General features: G+C 63.4%; 25 protein-coding genes. 14 read left to right on the top strand and 11 right to left on the bottom strand.

The window, feature by feature from the left end:
• The first annotated feature begins 107 nt into the window (after positions 1-107).
• The 4 genes from rpmB (at position 108) to QAZ47_RS09165 (ending at position 3,973) form a co-directional block, all read left to right on the top strand.
• Positions 108-404, top strand: coding sequence for a 50S ribosomal protein L28 (gene rpmB, locus QAZ47_RS09180; protein ID WP_192251560.1), 297 nt, complete (start codon positions 108-110; stop codon positions 402-404).
• Between the two features lie 136 nt (positions 405-540).
• The gene (locus QAZ47_RS09175; RefSeq protein ID WP_278233013.1) at positions 541-1,221 is read left to right on the top strand and encodes a queuosine precursor transporter; all 681 of its coding nucleotides are present in this window, start codon (positions 541-543) and stop codon (positions 1,219-1,221) included.
• A 104-nt stretch (positions 1,222-1,325) separates the two neighbouring features.
• Complete coding sequence (locus QAZ47_RS09170) at positions 1,326-2,000, top strand: hypothetical protein (RefSeq protein WP_278206409.1); 675 nt, start codon at positions 1,326-1,328, stop codon at positions 1,998-2,000.
• Between the two features lie 191 nt (positions 2,001-2,191).
• Complete coding sequence (locus QAZ47_RS09165; RefSeq protein WP_278233012.1) at positions 2,192-3,973, top strand: GtrA family protein; 1,782 nt, start codon at positions 2,192-2,194, stop codon at positions 3,971-3,973.
• A 39-nt stretch (positions 3,974-4,012) separates the two neighbouring features.
• Here QAZ47_RS09165 and QAZ47_RS09160 read toward each other — a convergent pair whose 3' ends face one another.
• The 4 genes from QAZ47_RS09160 to QAZ47_RS09145 all read right to left on the bottom strand — a co-directional run bounded on the left by QAZ47_RS09160 (position 4,013) and on the right by QAZ47_RS09145 (position 8,716).
• The gene (locus tag QAZ47_RS09160) at positions 4,013-5,035 is read right to left on the bottom strand and encodes an esterase-like activity of phytase family protein (protein WP_278233011.1); all 1,023 of its coding nucleotides are present in this window, start codon (positions 5,033-5,035) and stop codon (positions 4,013-4,015) included.
• On the bottom strand, positions 5,032-6,930 hold the full coding sequence (gene cobT, locus QAZ47_RS09155) for a cobaltochelatase subunit CobT (RefSeq protein ID WP_278206405.1): 1,899 nt from the start codon (positions 6,928-6,930) through the stop codon (positions 5,032-5,034). The genes QAZ47_RS09160 and cobT overlap by 4 nt, the downstream gene beginning before the upstream one ends.
• Positions 6,931-6,982: 52 nt before the next feature.
• Positions 6,983-7,969, bottom strand: a complete 987-nt coding sequence (gene cobS, locus QAZ47_RS09150; protein ID WP_278206404.1) for a cobaltochelatase subunit CobS — start codon at positions 7,967-7,969, stop codon at positions 6,983-6,985.
• A 123-nt stretch (positions 7,970-8,092) separates the two neighbouring features.
• Positions 8,093-8,716 carry a J domain-containing protein gene (locus tag QAZ47_RS09145; RefSeq protein WP_278206403.1) on the bottom strand — a complete coding sequence of 208 codons (624 nt, stop codon included), beginning with the start codon at positions 8,714-8,716 and terminating at the stop codon, positions 8,093-8,095.
• Between the two features lie 136 nt (positions 8,717-8,852).
• Here QAZ47_RS09145 and QAZ47_RS09140 point away from each other — a divergent pair, with 136 nt between their 5' ends.
• On the top strand, positions 8,853-9,155 hold the full coding sequence (locus tag QAZ47_RS09140) for a BolA family protein (protein ID WP_278073627.1): 303 nt from the start codon (positions 8,853-8,855) through the stop codon (positions 9,153-9,155).
• Positions 9,156-9,167: 12 nt separating this feature from the next.
• Here QAZ47_RS09140 and QAZ47_RS09135 read toward each other — a convergent pair whose 3' ends face one another.
• From QAZ47_RS09135 to QAZ47_RS09120, 4 genes are all read right to left on the bottom strand, one after another.
• Positions 9,168-10,232: an acyltransferase gene (locus QAZ47_RS09135; RefSeq protein ID WP_278233010.1), complete on the bottom strand. Its 1,065-nt coding sequence runs from the start codon at positions 10,230-10,232 to the stop codon at positions 9,168-9,170.
• Positions 10,229-11,278: an SGNH/GDSL hydrolase family protein gene (locus QAZ47_RS09130; RefSeq protein WP_278233009.1), complete on the bottom strand. Its 1,050-nt coding sequence runs from the start codon at positions 11,276-11,278 to the stop codon at positions 10,229-10,231. Before QAZ47_RS09130 ends, QAZ47_RS09135 begins: the two co-directional genes overlap by 4 nt.
• A 124-nt stretch (positions 11,279-11,402) precedes the next feature.
• Positions 11,403-11,702: a hypothetical protein gene (locus QAZ47_RS09125; protein WP_278233008.1), complete on the bottom strand. Its 300-nt coding sequence runs from the start codon at positions 11,700-11,702 to the stop codon at positions 11,403-11,405.
• A 31-nt stretch (positions 11,703-11,733) separates the two neighbouring features.
• Positions 11,734-12,546, bottom strand: a complete 813-nt coding sequence (locus QAZ47_RS09120) for an alpha/beta hydrolase (protein ID WP_278206398.1) — start codon at positions 12,544-12,546, stop codon at positions 11,734-11,736.
• Positions 12,547-12,895: 349 nt separating this feature from the next.
• Here QAZ47_RS09120 and QAZ47_RS09115 point away from each other — a divergent pair, with 349 nt between their 5' ends.
• From QAZ47_RS09115 to QAZ47_RS09100, 4 genes are all read left to right on the top strand, one after another.
• Entirely contained in the window at positions 12,896-13,207 is a 312-nt protein-coding gene (locus tag QAZ47_RS09115; RefSeq protein ID WP_278233007.1) for a hypothetical protein, read from the top strand.
• Positions 13,208-13,534: 327 nt separating this feature from the next.
• Entirely contained in the window at positions 13,535-15,484 is a 1,950-nt protein-coding gene (locus QAZ47_RS09110) for a PrkA family serine protein kinase (protein WP_278206396.1), read from the top strand.
• Between the two features lie 18 nt (positions 15,485-15,502).
• Positions 15,503-16,813, top strand: a complete 1,311-nt coding sequence (locus tag QAZ47_RS09105; protein ID WP_278233006.1) for a YeaH/YhbH family protein — start codon at positions 15,503-15,505, stop codon at positions 16,811-16,813.
• Between the two features lie 15 nt (positions 16,814-16,828).
• Positions 16,829-18,373 carry a SpoVR family protein gene (locus QAZ47_RS09100; protein ID WP_278233005.1) on the top strand — a complete coding sequence of 515 codons (1,545 nt, stop codon included), beginning with the start codon at positions 16,829-16,831 and terminating at the stop codon, positions 18,371-18,373.
• A gap of 113 nt (positions 18,374-18,486) precedes the next feature.
• On the opposite strand, the gene QAZ47_RS09095 is transcribed toward QAZ47_RS09100, so the two are convergent.
• The 3 genes from QAZ47_RS09095 to QAZ47_RS09085 are packed head-to-tail and all read right to left on the bottom strand — an operon-like array spanning position 18,487 to position 21,127.
• Positions 18,487-19,377, bottom strand: coding sequence for a transporter associated domain-containing protein (locus QAZ47_RS09095; RefSeq protein WP_278233004.1), 891 nt, complete (start codon positions 19,375-19,377; stop codon positions 18,487-18,489).
• Positions 19,374-20,519, bottom strand: coding sequence for a 3-dehydroquinate synthase (aroB, locus tag QAZ47_RS09090; protein WP_278233003.1), 1,146 nt, complete (start codon positions 20,517-20,519; stop codon positions 19,374-19,376). Before aroB ends, QAZ47_RS09095 begins: the two co-directional genes overlap by 4 nt.
• Positions 20,516-21,127, bottom strand: coding sequence for a shikimate kinase (locus tag QAZ47_RS09085; protein ID WP_278233002.1), 612 nt, complete (start codon positions 21,125-21,127; stop codon positions 20,516-20,518). Before QAZ47_RS09085 ends, aroB begins: the two co-directional genes overlap by 4 nt.
• Positions 21,128-21,322: 195 nt before the next feature.
• Here QAZ47_RS09085 and QAZ47_RS09080 point away from each other — a divergent pair, with 195 nt between their 5' ends.
• The 5 genes from QAZ47_RS09080 to QAZ47_RS09060 all read left to right on the top strand — a co-directional run bounded on the left by QAZ47_RS09080 (position 21,323) and on the right by QAZ47_RS09060 (position 25,307).
• Positions 21,323-21,475 (top strand): histidine kinase, encoded by a 153-nt coding sequence (locus tag QAZ47_RS09080; protein ID WP_278207805.1) that lies wholly within the window; start codon positions 21,323-21,325, stop codon positions 21,473-21,475.
• Positions 21,476-21,485: 10 nt separating this feature from the next.
• Positions 21,486-22,400: a site-specific tyrosine recombinase XerD gene (locus tag QAZ47_RS09075; RefSeq protein ID WP_278233001.1), complete on the top strand. Its 915-nt coding sequence runs from the start codon at positions 21,486-21,488 to the stop codon at positions 22,398-22,400.
• Positions 22,401-22,499: 99 nt separating this feature from the next.
• Positions 22,500-23,450, top strand: coding sequence for an acetyl-CoA carboxylase carboxyltransferase subunit alpha (locus QAZ47_RS09070; RefSeq protein ID WP_278206387.1), 951 nt, complete (start codon positions 22,500-22,502; stop codon positions 23,448-23,450).
• A 316-nt stretch (positions 23,451-23,766) separates the two neighbouring features.
• Complete coding sequence (locus QAZ47_RS09065) at positions 23,767-25,059, top strand: murein L,D-transpeptidase family protein (protein ID WP_278233000.1); 1,293 nt, start codon at positions 23,767-23,769, stop codon at positions 25,057-25,059.
• Positions 25,060-25,070: 11 nt separating this feature from the next.
• Positions 25,071-25,307, top strand: coding sequence for a sulfurtransferase TusA family protein (locus QAZ47_RS09060; RefSeq protein ID WP_278073614.1), 237 nt, complete (start codon positions 25,071-25,073; stop codon positions 25,305-25,307).
• Positions 25,308-25,310 lie beyond the last annotated feature (3 nt).

The following is a 25,310-nucleotide window of genomic DNA, read 5'->3' as shown; positions in this document are numbered from 1 at the left end:
ATGCAACTATGGAACGCCAACTTTTCCAAAGGCCGCCTGACCGAGACCGCGCGCCGCCTGGCGCGGGCAGAATGGTTTGGCAGGTCTAGAACTGAAGGTTAGACAAGATGTCCCGTACCTGCGAGCTCACTGCCAAGGCAGTCCAGACCGGCAACAATGTGAGCCATGCCAACAACAAGACCAAGCGTCGCTTCCTGCCGAACCTGGTCAATGTGACGCTGATTTCCGAAGTGCTGAACCAGAACGTGCGCCTGCGCATTTCGGCCAACGCGCTGCGTTCGGTCGAGCATCGCGGCGGTCTCGACGCGTTCCTGGCCAAGGCCGACGCCAAGGAACTGTCGCAGCGCGCCCGCCTATTGAAGAAGCAGATCGCCAAGAAGCTGGCCGAGCAGTCGGCCGCCTGACGCGCCTTTTGGGGGCGGGGCGACCGCCTCGAGCACCGGACCGAAGGCCGCGACGCGGCCTTCGATCAATCCGGTTCTCAAACAGAGCGAGCGTCCGCTCGGACGCTCAGCTGGTTCCATTACCCAGGATAAAAAAATGAACTTCCTCACACGATACCTGCCCTTCGTGGCCGCCATGGCGCTTGTCGTCGTGGCGTCGAACATCCTCGTCCAGTTCCCTATGCAAGGTCAGATCGGCGGCCTGTCGCTGGCCGACCTGCTCACCTGGGGCGCCTTCACCTATCCCTTCTCCTTCCTAGTCACCGACCTTGCCAACCGCCGCTACGGTCCCGCCGTGGCGCGCAAGGTGGTGTTCGTCGGCTTCATGACGGCGGTGACCTGCTCGATCCTCGTTCCGCCCTTCCTGTTCCGTCACGGCCTGATCGAATTCGAGACCGCCGCCGACCGGCTGGTGCGCATCGCGGCAGCTTCCGGCGCCGCTTTCCTCACCGCGCAACTGCTCGACGTGACCGTGTTCAACCGGCTGCGCCGGCAGAGCTGGTGGCGTGCGCCGATCGTCGGCACCCTGGCCGGTTCTATCTTCGATACCGTCGTTTTCTTCGGCGTCGCCTTCTCCGCCGCCTTCGCCTTTATCGGGCCGAACGACAGCTTCGCGCTGGAGACGGCGCCGCTGATGGGCGTGCTGCCGGTCGAGACGATGCGCTGGGTCTCCTGGGCACTGGGCGACCTGTCGGTCAAGCTGATCATCGCGGTGGTGGCGCTGATCCCCTACCGGCTGCTCGCCGCCCGCTGGAGCCAGCCGGCAGTCGCGGTCTAAAAGCATGATCCCAAAAGTGGAATCCGGTTTTTGGAAAAGATCATGCTCGGACTGGCAGATCGAGCCCCATCCCGATTCCATCGGGATGGAATAGGCTCGAAACCGTGATCCCCTGGGTTCAGCTTGCTTCAGCCCGCACGCCCGATGGCGCTCAGGAGCTTCGCCTGAAACGGCGCGGCAATGAATTCTCGATCATGCTGGGCACCAACGAGCTGATGAACAGCCGCCTGAGCGGCTCCGAGGAGGCGCTCGCCAGACTTTCCTGCGAACGGATCGCTGGCCGCAAGCAGCCAAGACTCCTCATCGGTGGGCTCGGCATGGGCTTCACCTTGCGCGCCGCTCTCGCGGCGCTTGATGGAGACGCGGCCGTCACCGTCGCAGAACTTGTCCCCGAAGTCGTCGCCTGGGCACGCGGCCCGATGGCCGGGATTTTCGACGGCTGCCTCGACGATCCCCGCGTCACCATTCGCGAGGCTGACGTCGGTCAACTGATAAAGACGGACGCAGCCGCTTGGGACGCCATCCTGCTCGACGTCGACAATGGTCCCGAAGGTATCGTCTACAAGGGCAATGACTCGCTCTATAGCGCGGCCGGCCTCGCAGCCGCGCGCGCCGCGTTGAGACCCGGCGGCGTGCTGGCGGTCTGGTCGCAGGGACCGGACAGCGGCTTCACGCGGCGGCTGAAGCAGGCCAGCTTCGTGGTCGAGGAGATCAACACGCGCGCCAACGGCAAGCGCGGTGCCCGCCACGTGATCTGGATCGCGGCCAACGAACGCTGATCCCCCAATGCGGGTCGCCCAAAAGTGCACAGCGGTTTGGGAGAACGACACGCATCAAAACAGAGACAGAGCGCATCGCTTGAATCCGTTCCAACGCGACGCGCGTTAGCGCCGGCCATCGCCAACGCCTTTACGCTTTGTTACGGCCGATGATGCAGGATCACGAAAACGATCCAGGACATCGCGACGGCATGGCCATCCAGGGCACCGGTTGGAAACATGATCTCCTGCTCGCGCTCTGCGCGATGCTGGTCGTGTTGGCGATCAATGCGGTCTCCGGCTTCCCGACGATCGCGGACCTTGGCGCCGACAACGACAGCATGCTGAGGCTGGTCGAGGTTCGCGACCTTTTGGCGGGGCAGAGCTGGTTCGATCTTCACCAGTACCGGATGGGCCTCGCGGGCGGCTTCGTCATGCACTGGTCGCGGCTGGTCGACACGCCGATCGCGCTGATCATCCTTGCCTTCCAGGCGCTGGGCACCAGCACGGCAGCCGCTGAAAGAGCCGCGCAGATCATCTGGCCGCTCTCGCTTTATGGACTGACCATATTCGTCATCCTGCGTGCCTCGCGGCGTTTCGCCGGCGCGGACGTAGCGATGCCATCGGTGGTGCTGGCGACCGCGGCGCTGTTCTTTCTCGGCATTTTCAACCCCGGCACCCTCGACCACCACAATGTCCAGCTCCTTTTGACGGCGGCCAGCCTTTACCTTTTGATGGAGGCTCCCTTCTGGCGGCCCGCGGCCCTCCTGTCCGGCCTGTGCGCTGGCCTCACCCTTGCCGTCGGCATGGAGACCGCGCTTTATGTGGCCACGCTTGGCGCCTGTGCCGCCGTGCTCTTCATCCTTGACGAACGGGAGCGCCAGACCGCGCGCGGCTTCGGCATCGGATTTGCCGCAATGGCCTCGGTCGTCGTTGTCGCCACCATACCGCCATCGGCCTGGGGCGTAGCCCAGTGCGATGCCTTCTCGGCCTTCCAATTTGTCATAGCGGCGCTGTCCGGCTTCGGCCTGGCGGCGATTGCCGGCCTGTCCGGACCGTCGACGGCCAGGAAGCGGTTTGTCTGGATGTCGGCTTTGGCGTTGGCGGTCGCGGCCGTTGCGATCGTCTTCTTCCCGCAATGCCTGGCATCGCCCTATGCCGGCATGGACGAGCGCGTCCGCACCTATTGGCTGAACGACGTCGTCGAAGCGCAGCCCTTCCTCAGCGTCGCCGTCAATCAGCCGAAGCTGATGGCGGCGCGCTATGTGACGCCGTTCATCGCGATCCTCTTGATCGGCCTTCAGCTGCGCGGCCGCCGCCTGCGCCGTGAGGAAGTCCTTGCCGCCGCATCGCTGATCGTCGCTTTCGTCGTCAGCCTCTGGCAGGTGCGCGGCTCGACCTTCTCGGTCGCCTTCGCGGTGCTGCCGCTCTCGACCTGGATCGCCGGGATTCGCCTGCAGGCAAACGCCGCCGCCCAGTCATGGCGCGTCTCCACCCGCATCGCGGCGGCATGGCTGGTGTCGCTCAACGCGACCTGGGCCGGCGTCGCTGTCGCGGCGCAGTCCGTGGTCCAGAGGGCGCCCACGGGCATCAATTCCGACGCGGATCATGCGCTGACCTGCGGTAAGGCCGAAGACTTCAGCGATCTTGCCGCCATGCCGGCGACGACGGTACTTGCGTCTTCCAATCTCGGCTCCGCCATAGTGATGTTTACCGGCCACCGGGCATTGGCCGGCCCCTATCATCGCAATGTCGCCGGCAACCTCGCCATGCTTGACGCCTTCATGGGAACGCCGGACGCGGCCCTCGCCGTCGTCCAACGTGAACATGTCGGGCTGGTCGCCATATGCCGCGGCAATTCGGAAGAGCTGTCGCTCGCCGTCGAGGCTCCCACGGGCCTCGCCGCGCGGCTGCTGAAGCGAGACGTCCCCGACTGGCTGGAATTGGACAGCACGACGGCGAACAAGCCGGTCGAGATCTACAAGGTCCGCTGATGATTTCAGGTACTGCCTGAAACGGAAACTGAGCGCTGTTCAGTCCTGATGCAGGATGAATTCCAGATAAAGGTTCCGCTGCAGGATCGAGTGGTTGTCGTCCGACACCAGCGACACCATCAGCGCGCCGTCGGCGCGGGTCCAGACGTCGAGCCCTTCCATATTGTCGATCTGGTAGCCCATGTCGGCTTCCAACAGCACCGGGCCGTCGGCGACCGCGTCCCGCTCGACGCTTTCGCCGTAAATGCGCCTCAGCCGCATCTTCATCCCGCGCGCCATCGAGAAACTGCGTTCGAGTAGAAGCAGGTCGCCATCCGGCAGGAAGGCGCCGTCGGTGATGTCGAAATCGCCCTTGCGCTTGACGGTGAAGACGCCCTTCTTCGGTCCCTCGATGATTGCCGCATAGATGTTGCCGGCCTTGTCGAGGCTCTTTTCCGACACCACGACCAGGCCACCCTGATGCTGGCCGTAAGGATTGGCATGCGTGACCGTCTCGAAGCCGCGGTTCTGGCGCAGCTCCCTGGCCGGAACCAGATAGTCGAGCGTCTTGAACGGCGCCTTCATATTGTCCGGCTCGATCTTGAACTGGACGACGCGCTGCTCGCGCTCGAAACCGACCGTGGCGATGCCGTCCTTGACGGCGAGGCCTTCGGCGTCGACCTCCCATTTCTCGTCGATCGGCTGGCCAGAGGCGTCGACCATCTGCTGCATGCGGAAATTCGACACGCCCGACGGGCGCTTGTCGGCATCATGGGTGATGGTGCCGAAGAACCAGAAGCCGGTGTCGGCGACGCCGATGAAATCGCTGCCGGGCTTGAGAAAGCGAAGCGCCGACAGCGCGCCGAAATCGCGCGACGGCGAGGTCATCTCCAGCCCGCCGACGAACTCGAGCGGCCCGAACTGTTTCTGGTCGCGGCCGACGCGGAACTCGGTGATCGGTCGCGCCGAAATCCCTATCGCCTCGACCGGAGCTCGCTGGGCCGCAATCGCCGGCGAAACCACCGCGCAGATCAGCGTGCAGGCGAAAACCGTCCGCCGGATCCCGCCTCGCGAAAAGATCATCCGGCGCGCCGCAAGCCGCCGCGGCGCATGTCGCGCGCACTCTCCTCGTCGAACAGCGAGGCCAGTTGCTCGGTCATGGCGCCCGCCAGTTCCTCGGCATCGACGATGGTGACGGCGCGCCGGTAGTAGCGGGTCACGTCGTGGCCGATGCCGATGGCGAGCAATTCGACCGGCGAGCGCGTCTCGATGAGGTCGATCACCGCGCGCAGGTGGCGCTCCAGATAGTTGCCGGGATTGACCGACAAGGTGGAATCGTCGACCGGCGCGCCGTCCGAGATCATCATCAGGATCTTGCGCTGCTCCGGCCGGCCGATCAGCCGGTTGTGCGCCCACAGCAGCGCCTCGCCGTCGATGTTCTCCTTGAGCAGGCCCTCGCGCATCATCAGGCCGAGATTGCGGCGCGCGCGCCGCCACGGATGGTCGGCGGACTTGTAGATGATGTGGCGCAGATCGTTGAGCCGGCCGGGATTCGGCGGCTTGCCGTCCTTCAGCCATTTCTCGCGTGCCTGCCCGCCCTTCCAGGCGCGGGTGGTGAAGCCGAGGATTTCCACCGAAACGCCGCAGCGCTCCAGCGTGCGCGCCAGAATGTCGGCGCAGGTCGCGGCCACCGTGATCGGTCGACCGCGCATCGAGCCCGAATTGTCGAGCACCAGCGACACCACCGTGTCGCGGAACTTGGTGTCGCGCTCCTGTTTGAAGGAGAGCGGCTGCATCGGATCGATGACGACACGGACCAGCCGCGCCGGATCGAGATAGCCCTCCTCCAGGTCGAAATCCCAGGAGCGGTTCTGCTGCGCCATCAGGCGGCGCTGCAGCCGGTTGGCCAGGCGCCCGACGACGCCGGAGAGATTGGCGAGCTGCTTGTCGAGAAAGGCTCGCAGCCGGTCGAGCTCCTCTTCCTCGCACAGGTCCTCGGCGCCGACCGTCTCGTCGAAGGCGGTGGTGAAGACCTTGTAGTCGATCTCCTTCGGCAGGTTGAGGAACGGATTGTCGTTGCGGCGTGCCTCGCCAGGCGTCTCGGCGTCGGAATCGTCCTCGTCGGAGAGGTCGTCGGATGTGGCGTCCGTCGCTTCCGTCTCGGCGGACTCCTCCTCATCGGCCGAAGCTTCGGCGTCCTCCGACTGCGACTGCTCCGAGCCGGAATCGTCCTCGCCGCCTTCCTCGCTCTGCTCTTCGCCCTGCTGCTCGTCCTCTTCGTTGTCCTCGGAGTCCTCCGTCTCCTGGTCGTCGCCGAGCTCCTCGGCCATTTCCATGGAGACGAGCATGTCGCGCACGACGCGCGCGAAAGCCTGCTGGTCGTCGAGCTTGGCCGACAGGCCGTCGAGATCGCCGCTGGCCTTTTCCTCGACCCAGGGGCGCCACAGATCGACCAGCCGCTCGCCGCTCTTCGGCACTGGGCGGCCGGTGAGCTTCTCGCGCACCATCAGTGCCACCGCCTCCTCGAGCGGCGCGTCGGCCTTGTCCTTGACGTCGACGAGGTTTGCCCTTGCGTATTTGTCCTCGAGCATGGAGCCGATATTGTCGGCAACGCCCTGCATGGCGCGGCTGCCGATCGCCTCGACACGCGCCTGTTCGACGGCATCGAAGATCGCCCGCGCGAGCTTACCTTCCGGCGCCAGCTTCGCGTGGACGCGCGCGTCATGGCAGGCGCGCTTCAGCGCCATGGAATCGCCGATGCCGCGGGTGATCGCGATGTCGTTGCGGGAAGCCTTTTTCGGCAGTTCGGGCAGGCGGGCGCGATTCCCGGCCAGCGCCGGCCGGTCCTTGGCGAAGCTTACCTCGAGGTCCTTGTCGCCGGCGACGGCGCGCATGCAGACGGTGACGGCGCGCTTGAAGCTGTCCGCTTCAGACCCGTTCTTCGGCTTGTTGCGCGTGTTGTCGCCCGGACCCGCCATCGATCATTCCCTGCGCGTTTTGGTCCGAAAGGCCAAGCCTTCCGGCACGCGCCTACCCCAGCACCACGTTGGCGGCGCTCTCCGGCAGATCCTCGCCGAAGGCGCGCTGATAGAATTCGGCGACCACCGAACGTTCGAGCTCGTCGCACTTGTTGAGGAAGGTCAGCCGGAACGCCATGCCGATGTCGCCGAAGATCTCGGCATTCTCGGCCCAGGTGATGACGGTGCGCGGGCTCATCACCGTCGACAGGTCGCCATTGATGAAGGCCGAGCGCGTCATGTCGGCGACGCGCACCATCTTGTTGACGATCTCCTTGCCCTTGTTGTCGCGATAGTGCTTGGCCTTGGCCAGCACGATGCTCACCTCATTGTCATGCGGCAAGTAGTTGAGCGTGGTGACGATCGACCAGCGGTCCATCTGCGCCTGGTTGATCTGCTGCGTGCCGTGATAGAGGCCGGTGGTGTCGCCGAGGCCGACCGTGTTGGCGGTGGCGAACAGCCGGAAGGCCGGATGCGGGCGGATGACCCGGCTCTGGTCGAGCAGCGTCAGCCGGCCCGACGATTCCAGCACGCGCTGGATGACGAACATCACGTCCGGGCGGCCGGCGTCGTATTCGTCGAAGCAGAGCGCTACATTGTGCTGATAGGCCCAGGGCAGGATGCCGTCGCGGAACTCGGTGATCTGCAGGCCTTCCTTGACGACGATGGCGTCCTTGCCGACGAGGTCGATACGGCTGACATGGCTGTCGAGGTTGACGCGCACGCAGGGCCAGTTGAGCCGCGCGGCGACCTGCTCGATATGGGTCGACTTGCCGGTGCCGTGATAGCCGGACACCATGACACGGCGGTTGTAGGCGAAGCCGGCGAGGATCGCCAAGGTCGTCGCCTTGTCGAACAGATAGTCCGGGTCGATGTCGGGCACATGCTCGGTCGAGACCGAATAGGCGGGAACCACCATCTTGGAATCGAAGCCGAACTTCTCCTTCACCGACACCGTCGTGTCCGGCAGGTTGGCGATGTCGCGATCGACCTTGTTCATCACTATCAACGTCTCCACGGGCGAAACGCCGCGTTTCGCCGGCAATCGATTTTGTCCGGGGGCGGTCTTAGAGCCTTTTCCAACCTTATGAAAGTTGGAAAACGACACGGACCGTAGGGCCGCTCAGCACAATCCTGCTTGCTTGAGCACGCGATAGGCCTGCAGCACATCGCGGAACCGGTCTTCCGAACCTCTGTCGCCGCCATTCGCATCCGGATGGTGGCGCTTTACGAGTTCCTTATAGCGCGCCTTGATATCCTTGCCAGTCGCCTTTGTATCAAGGCCAAGCGTTTCCAGCGCCTTGGCCTCAAGCGGCTTTGCCTTGCGCTCGCGCACCTCCCGCGAGCCGCCGCCGAACAGGTTGAAGGGGTCGCGCATGCGATTGTAGTAGCCGGCGCGTCCCGAACGGAGCTGCGCGAAATCGGGCGCCGAACGCATTCCGCCGCCATTGGCGCCCATGCGCCAGGTCGGCCGATGGCCGGTCAGCGCCTCCTTCTGGAAGCGGGCGATCTCGCTGTCCGACACGCCCGAGAAGTAATTGAAGCTCTTGTTGTATTCACGCACGTGATCGAAGCAGAAGCGGAAATACTCGCCCTCCTTTAGGCGTCCGACCGGCGCGCGATGCGTGCCGGCCTCGCTGCAACCGTCCCACTGGCAGATCGGGGCGCGCGACTTCAGCTCCGCGTCCTTTTCCGGCCGGATACGGATTTTCTCGAAATATTTGGGATACGGTTTCATCTCACCCATTTATGGGCTGTTCGCTAGTGCGAAACAAGAATTGACATTTCGCCGATGATCGCCCTAACCGCTGAATCGCGGCTTAAAAGCGGTCGAAAATGCAGATTTTGCGGCAGTGCCGCAGATGTGGTGAAGGGAAGCCCCGATGTCCATACAGTCGACGATGGAAAACAAGCTGAAGGCGGCATTTTCGCCGGAGAGGCTCTCCGTCATCAACGAAAGCCACCTTCACGCCGGCCACCATCACGTCGAGTCGGGCCACGAGGCCGTGTTCGACGGCACCGGCGAGACGCATTTCCGTGTCCGCATCGTCTCCCCGGAATTTGCCGGCATGAGCCGCATCGACCGCCACCGCGCCGTCAACCAGCTGCTTGCCGACGAACTGAAGGCCGGCGTGCACGCGCTGGCGATCGAGCCGGCCGCGCCCGGCGAGAAGACCCCTTGGTAGCAGCGAACCTTGTCATCGACGCTTCGGGACAGGCGCAGCAAGCTGCGCCGGCCGTTCGATCGTAAAGTACAACACGATCGAGAGGGCGACTGAAAGCACGCAGGCGGCACCGCCCAGCAGGATCTGCGTGGCGGCTCCCGCATGGTCCGGCATCAGTTTGACGGCGAGTTGAAGCACGTAAGGGTGCGAGAGATAGAGCGAATAGGACACGTTCCCCAGCAGAACCATGAACAGGACGATTGGCGTCGGGGCCGGCGCCCATGGCAGGACGGCGGCGACCAGCAGCACCGCCGGAATGCCGTTGGCCACCAGCCAATGGATCTCGAGCAGCGGCGCGCGCAACGCCATAGCCGCCACGAACACGAGGAATATCGGCAGCGAGCGCCCACGAAAGATCGCGGGGCTGCGCCTGTAAAGAAGATAAAGGCCGATGCCGAGCACGAATTCGAGCATCAAAGGACTGGTGTAGAACCGCCACGGGACGTAATCCAGCTTCACGAGGCTCGTGGCGGCGACGAGAAGCACGATGATTGCGGCCGGCACGAGCGGGCTGCACAGGCCGAACGCCAGGCACGCGGCATAGATGCCGTAGAAGAACATCTCATAATTCAGCGTCCAACCCAGAAACAGGATCGGCTGCACGGCTCCATTCGCTTTTGCGAACGGGACGAAGAACAGGGACTTGATCAAGGTCTCGCCGTCGATCGCGGTCGAATTCAGCAGACCGGGCTTCAGCGTGGCCAGGACCGCAATGCCCGCCGTCAGTGTCCAGTAGAGTGGGACGATGCGCATAAGCCGACGTCTGACGAAATACAGCACGCCTTTTTGGGGATCGGTCGTGTAGGCGATGATGAAGCCGCTGATGACGAAGAAGATGTCGACCCCAATCGCCCCGTTGTGAAAGATGTTGGTCCGGTTTCCAAATTCGATCTGCAAGCCGACGCCAAGATGGAACAGGACCACGAAAAAGGCAGCCGCAAACCGCAGCACCTGCAGGCCGAGCAGTTTGGATTGGATGGTCCGCACGCGCGCCGGCCCGGCGGCGTCTTGCAAGCCAGCAGCGGATGCTGCCTTCATCGGGCTTGCGTCCAGCCGAGGTCCGCCTCGATCCTGTCCCCAAGCTGATTGGCCATGCGTTGCTGGCCGGCCTCGTTGGGATGCCAGTCGCAGCCGCGCAACGATGCCCCAGGCGGTTCGGTGAAGCGGATCATCGCCGTCTTGCTGTCGCCGGCGTCACGCCGCTGCTTGACCACGTCGTCCACCGCCTTGTCCGCCGCGGCGAGGTTCTCCCCCGTTAGCGATGGCCCGAACCCGGCGTAGATCATCGCATCAGGTGCATTGGCGCGCAGTTTCGCCAGCAATTCGGCATAGCTGGCGGCAAAATTGGCGGGCCGGGCGCCGCCGCTGAAATCGTTCGTCCCGAGATGAACGATGATGACGTCGGTTTTGGGCAGCGCTTCGCGATCCCGCCGCGAGGGCAGAACCCGGTCGTACAAATCCGCCATTGTGCGCCCCTTGGCTCCCTGAAAGTTGCGAACGAGCCCCTTTCCCGAAGCGGCCAAGGTGATTACGTCCGCATCGTAGCGTCGCGCCGCGATCGCGGCATAGGTCAGGTACTGATTTTCCGTATCGGCGCTGAACTTGCATTTCGCGTCCTTGCCCTCGATGCCGTAACCGACGGAAATCGAGTCGCCGATCACCAACAGGCTGCGCTTCTTCGGCACAGGCCGCAGAAGCGTGCCATCGGTGCGCACATCCTTGAGAGTGGTGGTTCCGAAAAACGCCTCGGTACGGCGCACGAGCCGGACGGAGTGGCGATCCGCGCCCTGCGTCGCGACGAGACGGTAGGTGTTGGAGCCTTTCTTCAGATCGATCCGGGACAGTTTGCCGTCGACATCCAGCACCAGGCTGTTCTTGCCGCGATCGTCGAGCACGACGTCCAGCCAACTGCCCGCGAACGCGAACTCGATCGCGCTGCCGGGCCACTCGAAAGCCGCCTGATCGCCGGCGTCGAGAAACCGTCCGATCAGCCGGGCATTCTTGAAGGCTGGCTCGGCAGCATATGTTGGCCAGGCAGCGATCCCGATGACGAGCAACAATGCGGCCATCAGGGTTGCCTGCATGCGTTTATCAATCATCTCGGGCAGGACCTTTCAGGGGTGACGCTCAACTAGAACGCGAACGCCCCTTCCCTCCAAAGGTTGCACCGCCTCGCCCACAATTGGTCGCGGCGTGGCTGACCAATCATCAGGATGGATCGACCGGCACCCGAACCATGCCGTCGAACTCCTCGGCGGAGCTTGACCGATGCTGCCCGAGCCCGCTCTGAGCAGTTCCAGGAAAATGGCGAACGCCTAGGCTCGGCGACTTCGCCGTAGCCACCATCCGGAATGCGTCAAAAACAAAGGGATAGAGCGGTTCAGCGTTTCCGCGAAACGATGAACCGCCCCAAATCACCGCTTCGGTGGGGAACGGCCCCAGGCGCGACAGCGCGCCGTCGAGCAGCGCCTCGAAGCGTTCGCATGTGTCGGCGCGGGCCGCTTCCACCGACCTTGACGTGATCCAGTTTCGCCGACGATCAGGCGACCGTTGCCTTCAGGAAGGCCATAACCGCTGCAGTCAGCGCATCGCCGTCCTCACCGACGCGGCGGTTGATCGCCATATGCGAATAGGCGCTGCCGTCGAACAGCGTGACCTTGGTGCCCCCTGCCCGCAGCCGGTCCGCGAGATCATGGGCCATGGCCGCGCGGATCGACGCGTTCGAATAGGCGATGAACACGGGCGGATGCTTGCCCTTGCCGATATAGGTTGCGGGCGACAACGCCCGCCATTGGCTCGGATCCGAAAACGCCTGCGCGTATATCGGCCGCAGCTTGCCGCCCTGCGCCTTGGCCAGGGCCTCGATGTCATAGGCTTCGGTGTCATCGAGCACCAGCCCGGCAACGCCGGGCAAGCCGCCGCGAAACCCCGTCAGTGCCGCGAGATGGCAACCGGCCGAGTGGCCCATCACCACGATGCGGTCGGGATCGCCGCCATATTTGGCTATGTTGGCCCGCACATAGCCGTAAGCCTTCTCGACGTCGCTTGCCTGGGTCGCGACATCGGCCGTGGGCAGCATGCGGTAGTCGATCGAGACGAACAGGAAGCCGTCGGCGAGCAGGAAGCCCGGCTTGGCATTGACATTGGAGCGGTTGCCGATCCGCCAGGCGCCGCCATGGATGAAGAAGACGACCGGATCGCCCTTGGCGCCCTCCCGCGCGTAGACGTCGAGCTTGGCCGGTCCATAGTCGAGCGTCCGTGGCGCCGGCTGGCGCAAGCGCCGGGCTGCCGACGCAGCCGTCGGCATGAGCGCGGCAACGGACGCAAGGACAAAGTGGCGCCGATCGATCATCATCATCTCCTGACTGCCCCTCTGCCCCGACCGCCTCGGCCCCCACCAGACAAAAACAGAGTGCATGCAAGCTCGGCGGGCGTCCAGTTAAGGATTGTTCATCGGCCGCACGGCCGGCGCGTCGGCGGTGGGCCGGCACCCCTTTCGCACCATCAAATGCGCCGGCGCGCAACCCGGCCGCCCGAGCAGGACCATGGAACATTTCCCCGGTCTGGCAGTTTTGATTGCCGGGCGGATTGCTAGTCAGACCGGAGAGCCGATGCCCTCGGCCGGCGCTTCCGAACGGTGACCACCAATGATGAAGACGTATCGAGTTCCAGCCGCGCACAGCAACGGTCGCCGAGGCGGCTTGCGGCTTCTGCGGCTGCTTGCGGCAATTGCGCTTGCGGCCTTCCTTCCGGCTCCAGCGATCGCGCATCAGTCGCCCAAGGGCTGGCAGTACGACAGCTCATGTTGCTCGGGAATGGACTGCTATCAGGCACCCACGTCCGATGTTAAGGAAACGAAGTATGGATACCAGCTCTCCACCGGAGAGGTCATCCCCTACTCCGACAGCCGGATCAAGCGCTCGCGCGACGAGTTCTTTCACGAATGCAAGCCAGGCGGCGACGCGAAGTCGCAGCATTCGTTCTGCCTCTATGTTCCCGACCACGACATGTAGCTGCGAAAACCGGTCACCCCCCCTTGAAGCTCTTGGATAGGTAGCTATCTGTCGGGCGACAATGCACCGCAGCGTCGACGCGTCCGTTATGGGTTGGCAAATGGGTCGACCGAGCGCACACTGATCCTGGCTGTTGATTCGGGTGGGCGATTTTTAGTCTGCATCGGGACGCGCAACGCGGCGCTTCTTTCCGGCCACGCGGCGCGGTTCCTCAAACCTCAGTGATCGCAGCTGGCTTATTGCGTTTGTCGGGAACAAACGGCGCTTTCCGACAGTTGAAGGAACGATGAGCCGATTGGCAGCCTATCGGCTCCGAGGCAAAACATCATGCGCGAGAACCAATCAGACGTCTTCGATCTGTTTTCGGAGATTTACGCCAACGCGGCCCAGGAAGAGATCAGCCTCCAACAGTATCTGCTTGGATGCCGAGAGGACAAATCCATGTATGCCTCGGCACCTGAGCGTATGGTCGAGGCTATCGGCGAGCCGAACCTGGTCGACACCAGCAAGGACGAGCGACTCGGCCGCATCTTCTCGAACCGCACCGTCAAGATTTACCCCTCCTTCTCCGACTTCTACGGAATGGAGGATACGATCGAGCGCATCGCCGGATATTTCCGCTATGCCTCGCAGGGTCTCGAGGAGCGCAAGCAGATCCTCTACCTCCTCGGCCCCGTCGGCGGCGGCAAGTCCTCGCTCGCCGAACGGCTGAAGAAGCTGATGGAGCAGCGTCCTATCTATACGCTGAAGGTCGGCAACCAGATCAGCCCGATTTTCGAATCGCCGCTCGGCCTTTTCCATCCCGACCGGATGGGTGATTTGCTGGAAGATAAATACGGGATAGCCCGCCGTCGCTTGCACGGCCTCATCTCGCCTTGGGCGGCCAAGCGCCTCGACGAGCTATCCGGCGACATTTCCAAATTCAGCGTGGTCAAGCTGTCGCCGTCGCGTCTGCGTCAGATCGCCATCGCCAAGACCGAGCCTGGCGACGAGAACAATCAGGATGTTTCCGCCCTGGTCGGCAAGGTCGACATCAGGCAATTGGAACACTTCAGCCAGTCCGATCCGGATGCCTATTCCTACAGCGGCGGCTTGAACCGGACCACGCAGGGCCTGCTCGAATTCGTCGAAATGTTCAAGGCGCCGATCAAGGTCCTGCACCCGTTGCTGACGGCAACCCAGGAAGGCAGCTACAACGGCACCGAGAATTTCGGCTCCTTCCCCTATCAGGGCATCGTCGTAGCGCACTCCAACGAATCGGAATGGCAGCAATTCAAGAACAACAAGAACAACGAGGCCTTCCTCGACCGTATCCTCGTGGTCAAGGTGCCGTATTGCCTTCGCATCACCGAGGAAAGGCACATCTACGAGAAGCTGCTGCGCGAGAGCGAGTTGGCGAACAGTCCCTGCGCGCCCGAGGTGCTGGACATTCTCAGCCGCTTCACCGTCTCGACCCGCCTTGCCGAGCACGAGAATTCGCCGCTCTACACCAAGATGCGCGCCTATGATGGCGAGAACCTCAAGGAGATCGACCCGAAGGCGAAGTCGGTCCAGGAATATCGCGATGCCGCCGGTGTCGACGAAGGCATGACCGGGGTCAGCACGCGCTTCGCCTTCAAGATCCTGTCCCAGACTTTCAACTACGACACCAAGGAGGTCGCCGCCGATCCCGTGCACCTGATGTACATCCTCGAGGAGGCGATCAAGCGCGAGCAATTCCCGAAGGAAACGGAAGCCGCCTATCTCGAATTCATCAAGTCGGAACTGGCGACACGCTATGCCGAGTTCATCGGTCATGAGATCCAGAAGGCCTATCTGGAATCGTACAGCGAATACGGCCAGAACCTTTTCGACCGCTATATCGCCTACGCCGATGCCTGGATCGAGGATCAGGACTTCAAGGACCCCGATACAGGCCAGATCCTCAATCGCGAGGTCCTGGAAAAGGAGTTGTCGCAGGTCGAGAAACCGGCGGGCATCGCCAATCCCAAGGACTTCCGCAACGAAGTGGTCAAATTCACCTTGCGCGCACGCGCGCGCAATCACGGCCGCAACCCGTCCTGGACGAGCTATGAAAAGCTTCGCGAGGTTATCGAGAAGCGCATGTTCGGCCAGGTCGAAGATCTGCTGCCCGTGATCAGCTTCGGTTCCAAGCAGGACAGCGTCACGGAGAAGCGGCATAACGAGTTCGTGCAGCGGATGGTGGAGCGCGGCTATACACAGCGGCAGGTGCGCCGGCTGGTCGACTGGTACATGCGCGTGAACAAGGCGGGTTGAGCAAGCCCGAACGGTTCCATGCCGATCTTCATCGACCGCCGCCTCAACCCGAAGGACAAAAGCCTGGGCAATCGTCAGCGCTTCCTCAGGCGCGCCCGGGACGAGCTCAAGCGCAGCATCCGCGATAAGGTTCGCACGGGCGGCATCGCCGAGATCGACCGCGAGCATGCCGTGCCGATGCCTCGCAAAGGCACCGGCGAACCAACCTTCAACAACGCCAAGGACAGCGGACAGCGCCAGCACGTCCTGCCCGGCAACAGGTCGTTCAGCCCCGGCGATCTGATCCCCAAGCCTGGCGGCGGGGGCGCTGGCCCTTCGGGTCCGGGGACCACGGAATCCGAGGACGACTTTCGCTTCGTCCTGTCGCGCGAGGAAGTGCTCGACCTCTTCTTCGAGGACCTCGAACTGCCCGATCTGGTCAAGCTCAATCTCAAGCAGATACTGAGTTTCAAGCCAAGACGGGCAGGCTTCACGGCAAGTGGGGCGCCGACCAACATCAATGTCGGACGCACGATGCGAAACAGCCATGGGCGCCGCATCGCGCTCGGGCGTCCCAAGCAGGCGGAGCTGGACGCGATTGCCAGGCAGATTGCCGAGTTGGAATCGAAGCCGCCAAGCCCGGCGATACGAGAACGCCTCGCGGCCCTGCGCACGGAATTTGATCGGCTTCAACGCCGGCGCAAGCGAATTGCCTATGTCGACCCGGTCGATATCCGCTTCAATCGCTTCGATCCCCAGCCGGTGCCAAATGCCAGCGCGGTCATGTTCTGCCTGATGGACGTCTCTGGATCGATGGGAGAGCGCGAGAAGGATTTGGCCAAACGCTTCTTCGTGCTGCTGCATCTGTTCCTGACGCGGCGTTATGAGCGCACCGAGATCGTCTTCATTCGCCACACCCATGAGGCCAAGGAGGTGGACGAGCATACGTTCTTCTACCACACGCAAAGCGGTGGCACCGTGGTTTCCACGGCGCTTGAGGAAATGCACCGCATCATCGAGGAGCGCTATCCGGTCGCGGAATGGAATATCTACGCTGCCCAGGCTTCCGACGGCGACAACTTCGCCACCGATTCCGAGCGCTGCATAGAACTCCTCGATCGCAAGCTCATGCGCCTTTGCCAGTATTTCGCCTATGTGGAGATCATCGACGAACGGGAAAGCCACATTTTCGGCTCGACCGAGAACGGGACATCGCTCTGGCGCGCCTACAACGCTGTCGACGGCAAATGGCCGAATTTCCAGATGCGGCGCATCGCTGCTCCGGCCGATATCTATCCGGTCTTTCGCGAGCTGTTCGCCAGGCAGCCCGACCTGCGCAAGACCGCGTGAAGGCGGGGGCAGCCGATGGTCAGTCAGGCGCGCAAATCCGAGCTGCTGTTTTCCGGGTCGGACTGGGATTTTGCCAAATTGTCGCGCGTCTACGACGAGATCGAGGCGATCGGCAGGGAAGAGCTTCGCCTCGACATCTATCCGGTGCAGATGGAGGTCATTTCCTCCGAGCAGATGCTCGATGCCTATTCCTCGGTCGGCATGCCGCTGATGTATCGGCACTGGTCGTTCGGCAAACGCTTCCTCTATGACGAACTTCTCTACCGCAAGGGCGCTCGCGGTTTGGCCTACGAACTTGTCATCAATTCCAATCCCTGCATCGTCTACCTGATGGAAGAGAACACCATGGCCCTGCAGGCCCTGGTGACCGCCCATGCCGCGCTTGGGCACAACCACTTCTTCAAGAACAATCATCTCTTCCGGCAATGGACCGACGCCGGGGGAATCCTGAGCTATCTCGATTTTGCAAAGAGCTACATAGCCCGATGCGAGGAACGGCACGGCCTGGCAGCGGTAGAGGCGATCCTCGATTCCGCCCATGCGCTGATGGAGCAGGGCGTCTTCCGCTACCATCGACCCCCGAAGCTGTCGTCGGAGCAGCAGCGCGAGGGGCTCCGCGAGCGCCTCGAATACGAGGAGCGGTCCTATAACGACTTGTGGCGCACGCTGCCGCCCTCGCATGAAGCCGACAAGACCGGAACACGCGACGACGGCGTGGCGGAGCGGAAGAAATCGCTCAACTTGCCGGAGGAAAACCTGCTCTATTTCCTCGAGAAGAACAGTCTCGTCCTCGAGCCCTGGCAGCGCGAGATCGTCAGGATCGTCCGCGTCATTGCGCAGTATTTTTATCCGCAGCGCCAAACGCAGGTGATGAACGAAGGCTGCGCCACCTTCGTACACTACACGATCATGAACACGCTTTTCGACCGTGGCCGCATCAGCGAAGGCGCCATGCTCGAGATCCTGCGCAACCATTCGAACGTGGTCTTCCAGCCGGCCTTCGACGACCCGCGCTTCTCCGGCATCAATCCCTATGCCCTCGGGCTCGACATGATGCAGGACATCCAGCGCATGTCGACCGAACCGACGGCGGAGGACCGCGACTGGTTTCCGGACATCGCCGGCCGTGGCGACTGGCGCGACACACTGCTCGATGCCTGGGCCAATCACCGTGACGAATCCTTCATTCGCCAATATCTGAGCCCGGCCCTGATCCGCAAATGGCGGCTCTTCGTGCTGGCCGACGGCGCCGACGAGCCGCACTACGAAGTCGCCTCGATCCATAATGAACGCGGCTACAGCAAGATACGGTCCGCGCTGGCGCAAAGCTACGACGTGGGCGCGAGCCGGCCCGACATCCAGGTGGTTGACGTGGACCTCTTGGGCGACCGGCATCTGCGGCTGCAGCACAATGTCAAGAACGGCATCCTGCTCGAAGACGAAAGCCGCGACGCGACCCTGCGCCATATCCGAACCCTATGGGGCTACGACGTCAGCCTGGCGGCGATCGACACTGAAACGGGTGCGATGCTCAGCGAGCGTTCGACAAAGGATCTCTGACCCCGACCCCTACGGCAATTCCGGGAAAAGCGCGCAGCGGTTTTGGGAGAACGACATGCATCAAAACAAAGACTTAAAACGCGTCGCATGAATCCGTTTCAGCGCGACGCGCTTTAGCCGTCGCCGGCGGGCCGGATCCTCAACCTTGCGATACGGTTTTTGTCGCGCTTCATCACGACGAATCGCTTGCCGTGGAAGGTAAAGGCCTGCTTCTCCTCGGGGATGGTCTGTGTCTCGTGGATGACGAGGCCGGCGATCGTCGTGGCCTCCTCGTCCGGCAGGTCCCAGTCGAGCGCCCGGTTGAGATCGCGGATCGGCACCGTGCCGTCCACGACGACCGAGCCGTCGGCCTCCTGCTTGACGCCCTGCATGTCGACATCGTGCTCGTCGGCGATCTCGCCGACGATCTCCTCGATGATGTCCTCCAGCGTCACCAGTCCTTCCATCTCGCCATATTCGTCGACGACGATGGCGAAATGCGCCTTGCGGCGCAGGAAGGCGTTGAGTTGCTCCTGCAAGGTGGTGGTGTCGGGCACGAACCATGGCTTCGACGCGATTTTTGTCACGTCGATCTTGGAAAAGTCGTTGCCGACCTCGTTGAGCGCCCTCAGCAGATCCTTGGCGTGCAGCACGCCGACGATGTTGTCCAGCGAACCTTTCCACAGCGGCATGCGTGTGTGCGGGCTCTGCAGGATCTCGCGCACCACCATTTCCGGCGGATCGTCGGCGTTGACCGAGCGCATGTTGGTGCGATGGACCATCACGTCCGACACTTCGAGCTCCTCGAGTTCGAAAAGCTCGCCCAGCCGGTTGCGGTCCTCGCGCGTCTGCCCGTTGCGGCGGGTGTCGTCGCCGTTCTCGTCCGATTCATCGTCCTCGGGCGCCATCGGCTCGATCGGTTGCAGACTGTAGCCGAGCGCGGCGAAGAGGCGCGTGCGCAAAAGAAACGCCAGCAGGATGACGGCGGCAAGGACGGCTGCGGCGATCCAGCCGGCGTCGATCATCTGGAATGGCTCATCTTGAGCCGTTCGGGATGGCTCGCCTTCAGGAACGCCAGCACTTCCGAGGGCGGCACGTCCTTGGCGATGAAGGCCTGGCCGACGCCGCGCGTCAGGATGAAGGTGAGCGCGCCGCGCGAGACTTTCTTGTCCTGAGTGATGAAGCCGAGCAGCGCTTCGGCGTCCGGCAGATCGCCCGATATGTCGGCCATCCGCCAGGGCAGGCCGACGGCGCGAAGATGCGCTTCCACGCGCTCGGCATCGTCCGGGCTCGCCAGGTTGAGGCGCGCCGAGAAACGGTGCGCCAGCGCCATGCCGATGGCGACGCCCTCGCCATGGACGAGGCGGGCGCCGTCATAATTCGTGGCCGCTTCGAGCGCATGGCCGAACGTGTGTCCGAGGTTGAGCAGGGCGCGGTCACCGGTCTCGAATTCGTCGCGCGCAACGACGTCGGCCTTGGCGCGGCAGGCCTCGGCGATGGCTTCCGTCCGCTCCTGGCCGCCAGCGAACACTTTTTGCCAGTTCTCCTCCAGCCAGGCGAAGAAGCCGGGTCGGTCGATCAGCCCGTATTTGGCAAGCTCGGCATAGCCGGCGCGGAACTCACGGATCGGCAGCGTGTCGAGCACGCCGGTATCGGCCAGCACCAGCTTGGGCTGGTTGAAGACGCCGACCAGGTTCTTGCCGCGGGCGCTGTTGATGCCGGTCTTGCCGCCGACGGAAGAATCGACCTGCGCCAGCAGCGAGGTCGGCACCTGCACGAAGTTCATCCCGCGACGCACGATGCCGGCGGCGAAGCCGGCAAGGTCGCCGATGACGCCGCCGCCGAGTGCTATCACCACGTCGCGTCGTTCGAGCTTGGCGGCAAGCACGCCGTCGACCACTTCTTCGAGATGGGCGAAACTCTTGGTCTTTTCGCCGGCCGGGAGCGTGATGACGGCCGCCTGGATGCCGCCTTTTTCCAGGCCGGACCTCAGCGTTCCGAGATGCGCGGCGGCGACATTGTCGTCGGTGATGATGGCCGCGCGCGTGCCGGGAAGGCGGTCGGCAATTTCCGCTCCGGCGCCGGAGAGCAGGCCAGGCCCGATCAAAATGTCATAGGCACGGTCGCCAAGTCCGACCCCGACCTTTACCGGTTCGGTCTGGCTCACTGTTCCACCTCGTCGCTGGTCGCGATCGCGGCGACACCGAGATAGGCGCAAACCGCGCACACCACCTCGCCGGCGATGACTTCCTTGCGGTCGTCGCGGGTCGGAACCGTGATGTCGGCCGCGGCGTAGACCGGATAACGCTCGTCCATCAGCTTCTCCAGCACGCCGCGCGGATCGGGATTCTTCAACAGCGGTCGGTTCTGCTTCTTCGAGACCCGCTCCATCAACAGATCGAGATCGGCCTTCAGCCAGACAGAGACGCCGTGAGCGGCGATCGCCTCCCGCGTCTGCGCGTTCATGAAGGCGCCGCCGCCGGTCGACAGCACCTGCGGTCCATTTTCGAGCAGACGCAGGATCACCCGCTGCTCCAGCGCCCGGAACTCCGGCTCGCCATAGCGCTCGAACAGTTCCGGCACCGTCATGCGCGACACGCTTTCGATCTCCTGGTCGCTGTCGATGAAGGGCAGCGAAAGCATCGTTGCCACCTTGCGGCCGATCGCCGTCTTGCCGGCGCCCATCAGGCCGACAAAGACGATGGAACGGGTGCCGAGCCGCCCGAGCAGAGCGACACGGCCTTCGTCCGGCGGATTTGCTGGCAGCGCGTTCATGCGGAACCCTCTTTGCGCCGTATCGACATCAAAAGCCAGTTTGCGTCAAGCACGGCGCCGCGAGCGGACCGCATCCAACGCTTTTCACCGGGAACCTTTCTCGACCAAATCCTTCGTCCTTGAATTGGCCGGATTGGCGTCCCATAAGGGCACAGGGGTTGGAATCGCAGAACAAGAAGACGGGCGAAGACTTTAATGCCGACATTGTTTCGCTTTGTCGTGACGCTGGCGGTTCTTGCAGGCATTGCCTATGGCGTGATGTTCGCCCTGGCGATGTTCGTGGAGCCGAAGCAGGCGGAAATGAGCGTGCGTATTCCCGCCGAGAAGCTCAATCCGAAGAAGAACTGATCCCGGCCAGATGAACAGCGCCGCCCGCATCGAAGCCTTTCTGGAGATGATGAGTGCCGAGCGGGGGGCGGCCGAGAACACGCTTTCCTCCTACCGCCGCGACCTCGAGGACGCCTCCGAAGCCATCGGCGGCGGGCTGGCGCGAGCGAGCGCGGCCGACATCCGTGCTTATCTCGATGACATCGCCGCGCGCGGCTTCGCTCCGACCTCGCAGGCGCGCAAACTGTCTACGATCCGCCAGTTCTTCAAATTCCTCTATACGGAAGGCTTGCGCGGCGACGACCCGACCGGAACGCTGGACAGCCCGAGGAAGGGCCGGCCGCTGCCGAAGACCATGACCGAGGCCGAGACCGGCCGCCTGCTCGACCGCGCGGCGGAGGAGGCGGGCCGCACCGCGCCGGACGAGGACCGGCTGGCGGCGCTGCGCCTGCATGCCCTCGTCGAGGTGCTCTACGCCACAGGCTTGCGTGTTTCCGAGCTGGTCGGCCTGCCGGTGACGGTGGCGCAGCGCGACGACCGTTTCTTCATGGTACGCGGCAAGGGTGACAAGGAGCGCATGGTGCCGCTGTCGGCCAAGGCACGCGCCGCGATGCGGGCGTGGCTTGAAGCCAGGGCCGAGCGCCCGGCCTTTGCCGAGAGCTCCTATCTGTTTCCGGCTTCTTCCGAAAGCGGCCATCTCTCCCGGCAGGTCTTTGCCCGCGACCTCAAGGGTCTAGCGGCTCGGGCCGGCATCGCGTCGGCCAAGATCTCGCCGCATGTGCTTCGCCATGCCTTCGCCAGTCATCTGCTGCAGAACGGGGCCGATCTGAGAGCCGTGCAGCAACTGCTTGGCCACGCCGATATCTCCACCACGCAGATCTATACCCATGTGCTGGAGGAGCGGCTGGTGCGACTGGTCAACGATCATCATCCGCTTGCCGACTAGGCCTCATATCGCTATGTGAGGGCGACGTTCCACCGCCCGGAGCCAGCATTTCCAGGGTTCCGCCAGCCATTGCCTTCCGACGGATCGGTCCGCCCAAGCATGTACAATTACCTCGATTTCGAAAAGCCGGTGCAGGATCTGGAACTCAAGATCCTTGAGCTGAAGAAGCTCGCGGAGAACGGCGAGGCGGTCGATGTCGCCGACGAGATCAGCCGACTGGAAAAGCGGTCGCGCGATGCGTTGCGCGACCTCTACAAGGCGCTCACCCCCTGGCAGAAGGTGCAGGTGGCGCGCCATCCCGACAGGCCACACTGCGTCGACTACATCAAGGGCCTGTTCAGCGATTTCACGCCTTTGGCCGGCGACCGCAATTTCGGCGACGACCAGGCGATCGTCGGCGGCTTCGCCCGCTTCCGCGGCGAGCCGGTGGCGGTGATCGGCCAGGAGAAGGGCTCGGATACGGCAAGCCGCATCAAGCACAATTTCGGCTCGGTGCGGCCGGAAGGCTACCGCAAGGCGGTGCGCCTGATGGAGCTTGCCGACCGTTTCAAGATCCCGCTTCTGACGCTGGTGGACACGGCCGGCGCCTATCCCGGCGTCGGCGCCGAGGAGCGAGGCCAGGCCGAGGCCATCGCGCGCTCCACCTCCGCCTGCCTGGCGCTCAAGGTGCCGTCGATCTCGGTCGTCATCGGCGAGGGCGGCTCGGGCGGCGCCATCGCCATCGCCACCGCCAATCGCGTCTATATGCTGGAGCATGCCATCTATTCGGTGATTTCGCCGGAGGGCGCCGCCTCGATCCTGTGGCGCGACACCACCCGCTCCAAGGACGCGGCGACGAGCATGAAGATCACCGCCCAGGACCTTCTCGAGATGAAGATCATCGACGCCATCGTTCCCGAGCCGATGGGCGGCGCCCAGCGAGCACCGGAAAAGGTGATCACCGCCACCGGCGACCTCATCGCCAAGACGATGAAGGACTTTGCCGGCGCCAACATCGATTTCCGCGAACAGCGCCGCGAGAAATACCTGGCGATGGGCCGCAGCCTTTAGTGCATGTCGCCCAAAAGTGCGCAGCGGTTTTGGGAGAACGACATGCATCAAGACGAGAACTTAAAGCGCGTCGCCTGAATCCGTTTCAACGCGGCGCGCTTTAATCGGGCTGCCCGTGGTAAACTGTGGCGGCAATGAACAATTTCGCCACAAAAATGCCGCTGGATTCGGCTCAATGAAAATCGCCGTGAGGGGTTCGTCGAAGCTTGCGGTAAGGAATTTTCAAGGTTAACGGGCTTACGGTCCATTGGTGTTCAGCCTGCGGGGCCGGCCAAGCCGAAGCCGTTGACCCGAGAGAAAAGACATAGCCGTATCGATGTTTGCCAAGCTTGCCCGCACCGGAGTCCTGATCGCCGCGATAGGCGTCGCCGGCTGCAATGATTCGTCGATGAAGAATTTCGCGCCGGAGGCCAACAAGCCGCTGCCGGACAAGATTCTGGCCGACATGAAGGCCAAGGGCATGGTGCGCACCTCCTCGGTGATGGCGCGCATCTTCAAGGAAGAGGGCAAGCTGGAGATCTGGAAGGCCAAGACCAACGGCCGCTACGATCTCGTCGCCACCTACGACATCTGCAAATGGTCGGGCAAGCTCGGCCCCAAATACACCGAGGGCGACCGCCAGGCGCCGGAAGGCTTCTACACGGTGCGTCCGTCGCAGATGAATCCGCGCTCGAACTATCATCTGTCCTTCAACATTGGCTTCCCCAATGCCTATGACCGCGCCAACGGCCGCACCGGCGCCAATCTGATGGTGCATGGCGCCTGTTCGTCTTCCGGCTGCTATTCGATGACCGACGCACAGATCGAGCAGATCTATGCCTTCGGCCGTGACGCCTTCCAGGGCGGCCAGACCGAGTTCCAGATCCAGGCCTTCCCGTTCCGCATGACCGCCGCCAACATGGCGCGCTATCGCAACGACCCGAACTACGAGTTCTGGAAGATGCTGAAGGTCGGCTATGACAATTTCGAGATCACCAAGGTGCCGCCCAAGGTCGACGTCTGCGAGAAGCGCTACGTCTTCAACCAGGTGGCGCCCGAAGGCACGACCTTCGACCCGACCGGCCCCTGCCCGGCAACGACGCAGCCCGACTCGCTGAAGACGGCCTATGCCAACTATGAGAAGAGCTACGACGCGGCCTTCAGTTCGGCAGTGAAGTCGAGCTCGGTGGCGCCCAAGCCGACCATTGCCGGCATCAAGGAAGCCAGCCTCGTTTCCGACTGGTCGAAGCGCCGCGCACGTGGCGAGCGGGTGCCGATCGACCCGCCGTCGATGAATGCCGACGGCTCGGTGACCGAGACGGTGCGCATGGGCCGCATCGATTCGCCGCTCGGCCGCAAGATGGCGGCGCTCGACGCCGAGAAAGAGGCCAAGCGCAAGGCCGAGGAACAGCACCTGGCGGCGATCGAGGCGGCCAAGGCCGCCAAGGAGCAAGCCAAGGCGCAGGCTCTGGCCGAGAAGGAAGCCGCCAAGCAGGCAGCCCAGCAGCAGGTGGCCACGGCGGGCGTCGAGGCGGCGCCTGCCCAGCCGGCTGAGACACAGGCGGCCAGTGCTGACGAAGGTACTGTCTCGAAGCTGAAGAAGAAGCTGCTCGGCATGTTCGGCGGCTGAGAGCTTTCGCCTTGCCCAGGCCCGTCATTTACGACCTCAAGGGATTGAACTGCCCATTGCCGGTGCTGAAGGCGCGCAAGCGCCTTGCCGCGATGCGGCCCGGCAGCCGGCTGTGGCTCGAAACCACCGACCCGCTTGCCGTGATCGACATTCCGGCCTTCTGTGCCGATGCCGGCCATCGGCTGATCGAGACGGCCGCGGTTGCCGGCGGCCATCGCTTCCTGGTCGAGCGCGGCGGCGCGGCCTGAACC

The sequence above is a fragment of the Mesorhizobium sp. WSM4904 genome (assembly GCF_029674545.1).
Classification (GTDB): domain Bacteria; phylum Pseudomonadota; class Alphaproteobacteria; order Rhizobiales; family Rhizobiaceae; genus Mesorhizobium.
This window is presented reverse-complemented; position numbering and strand designations above follow the sequence as displayed.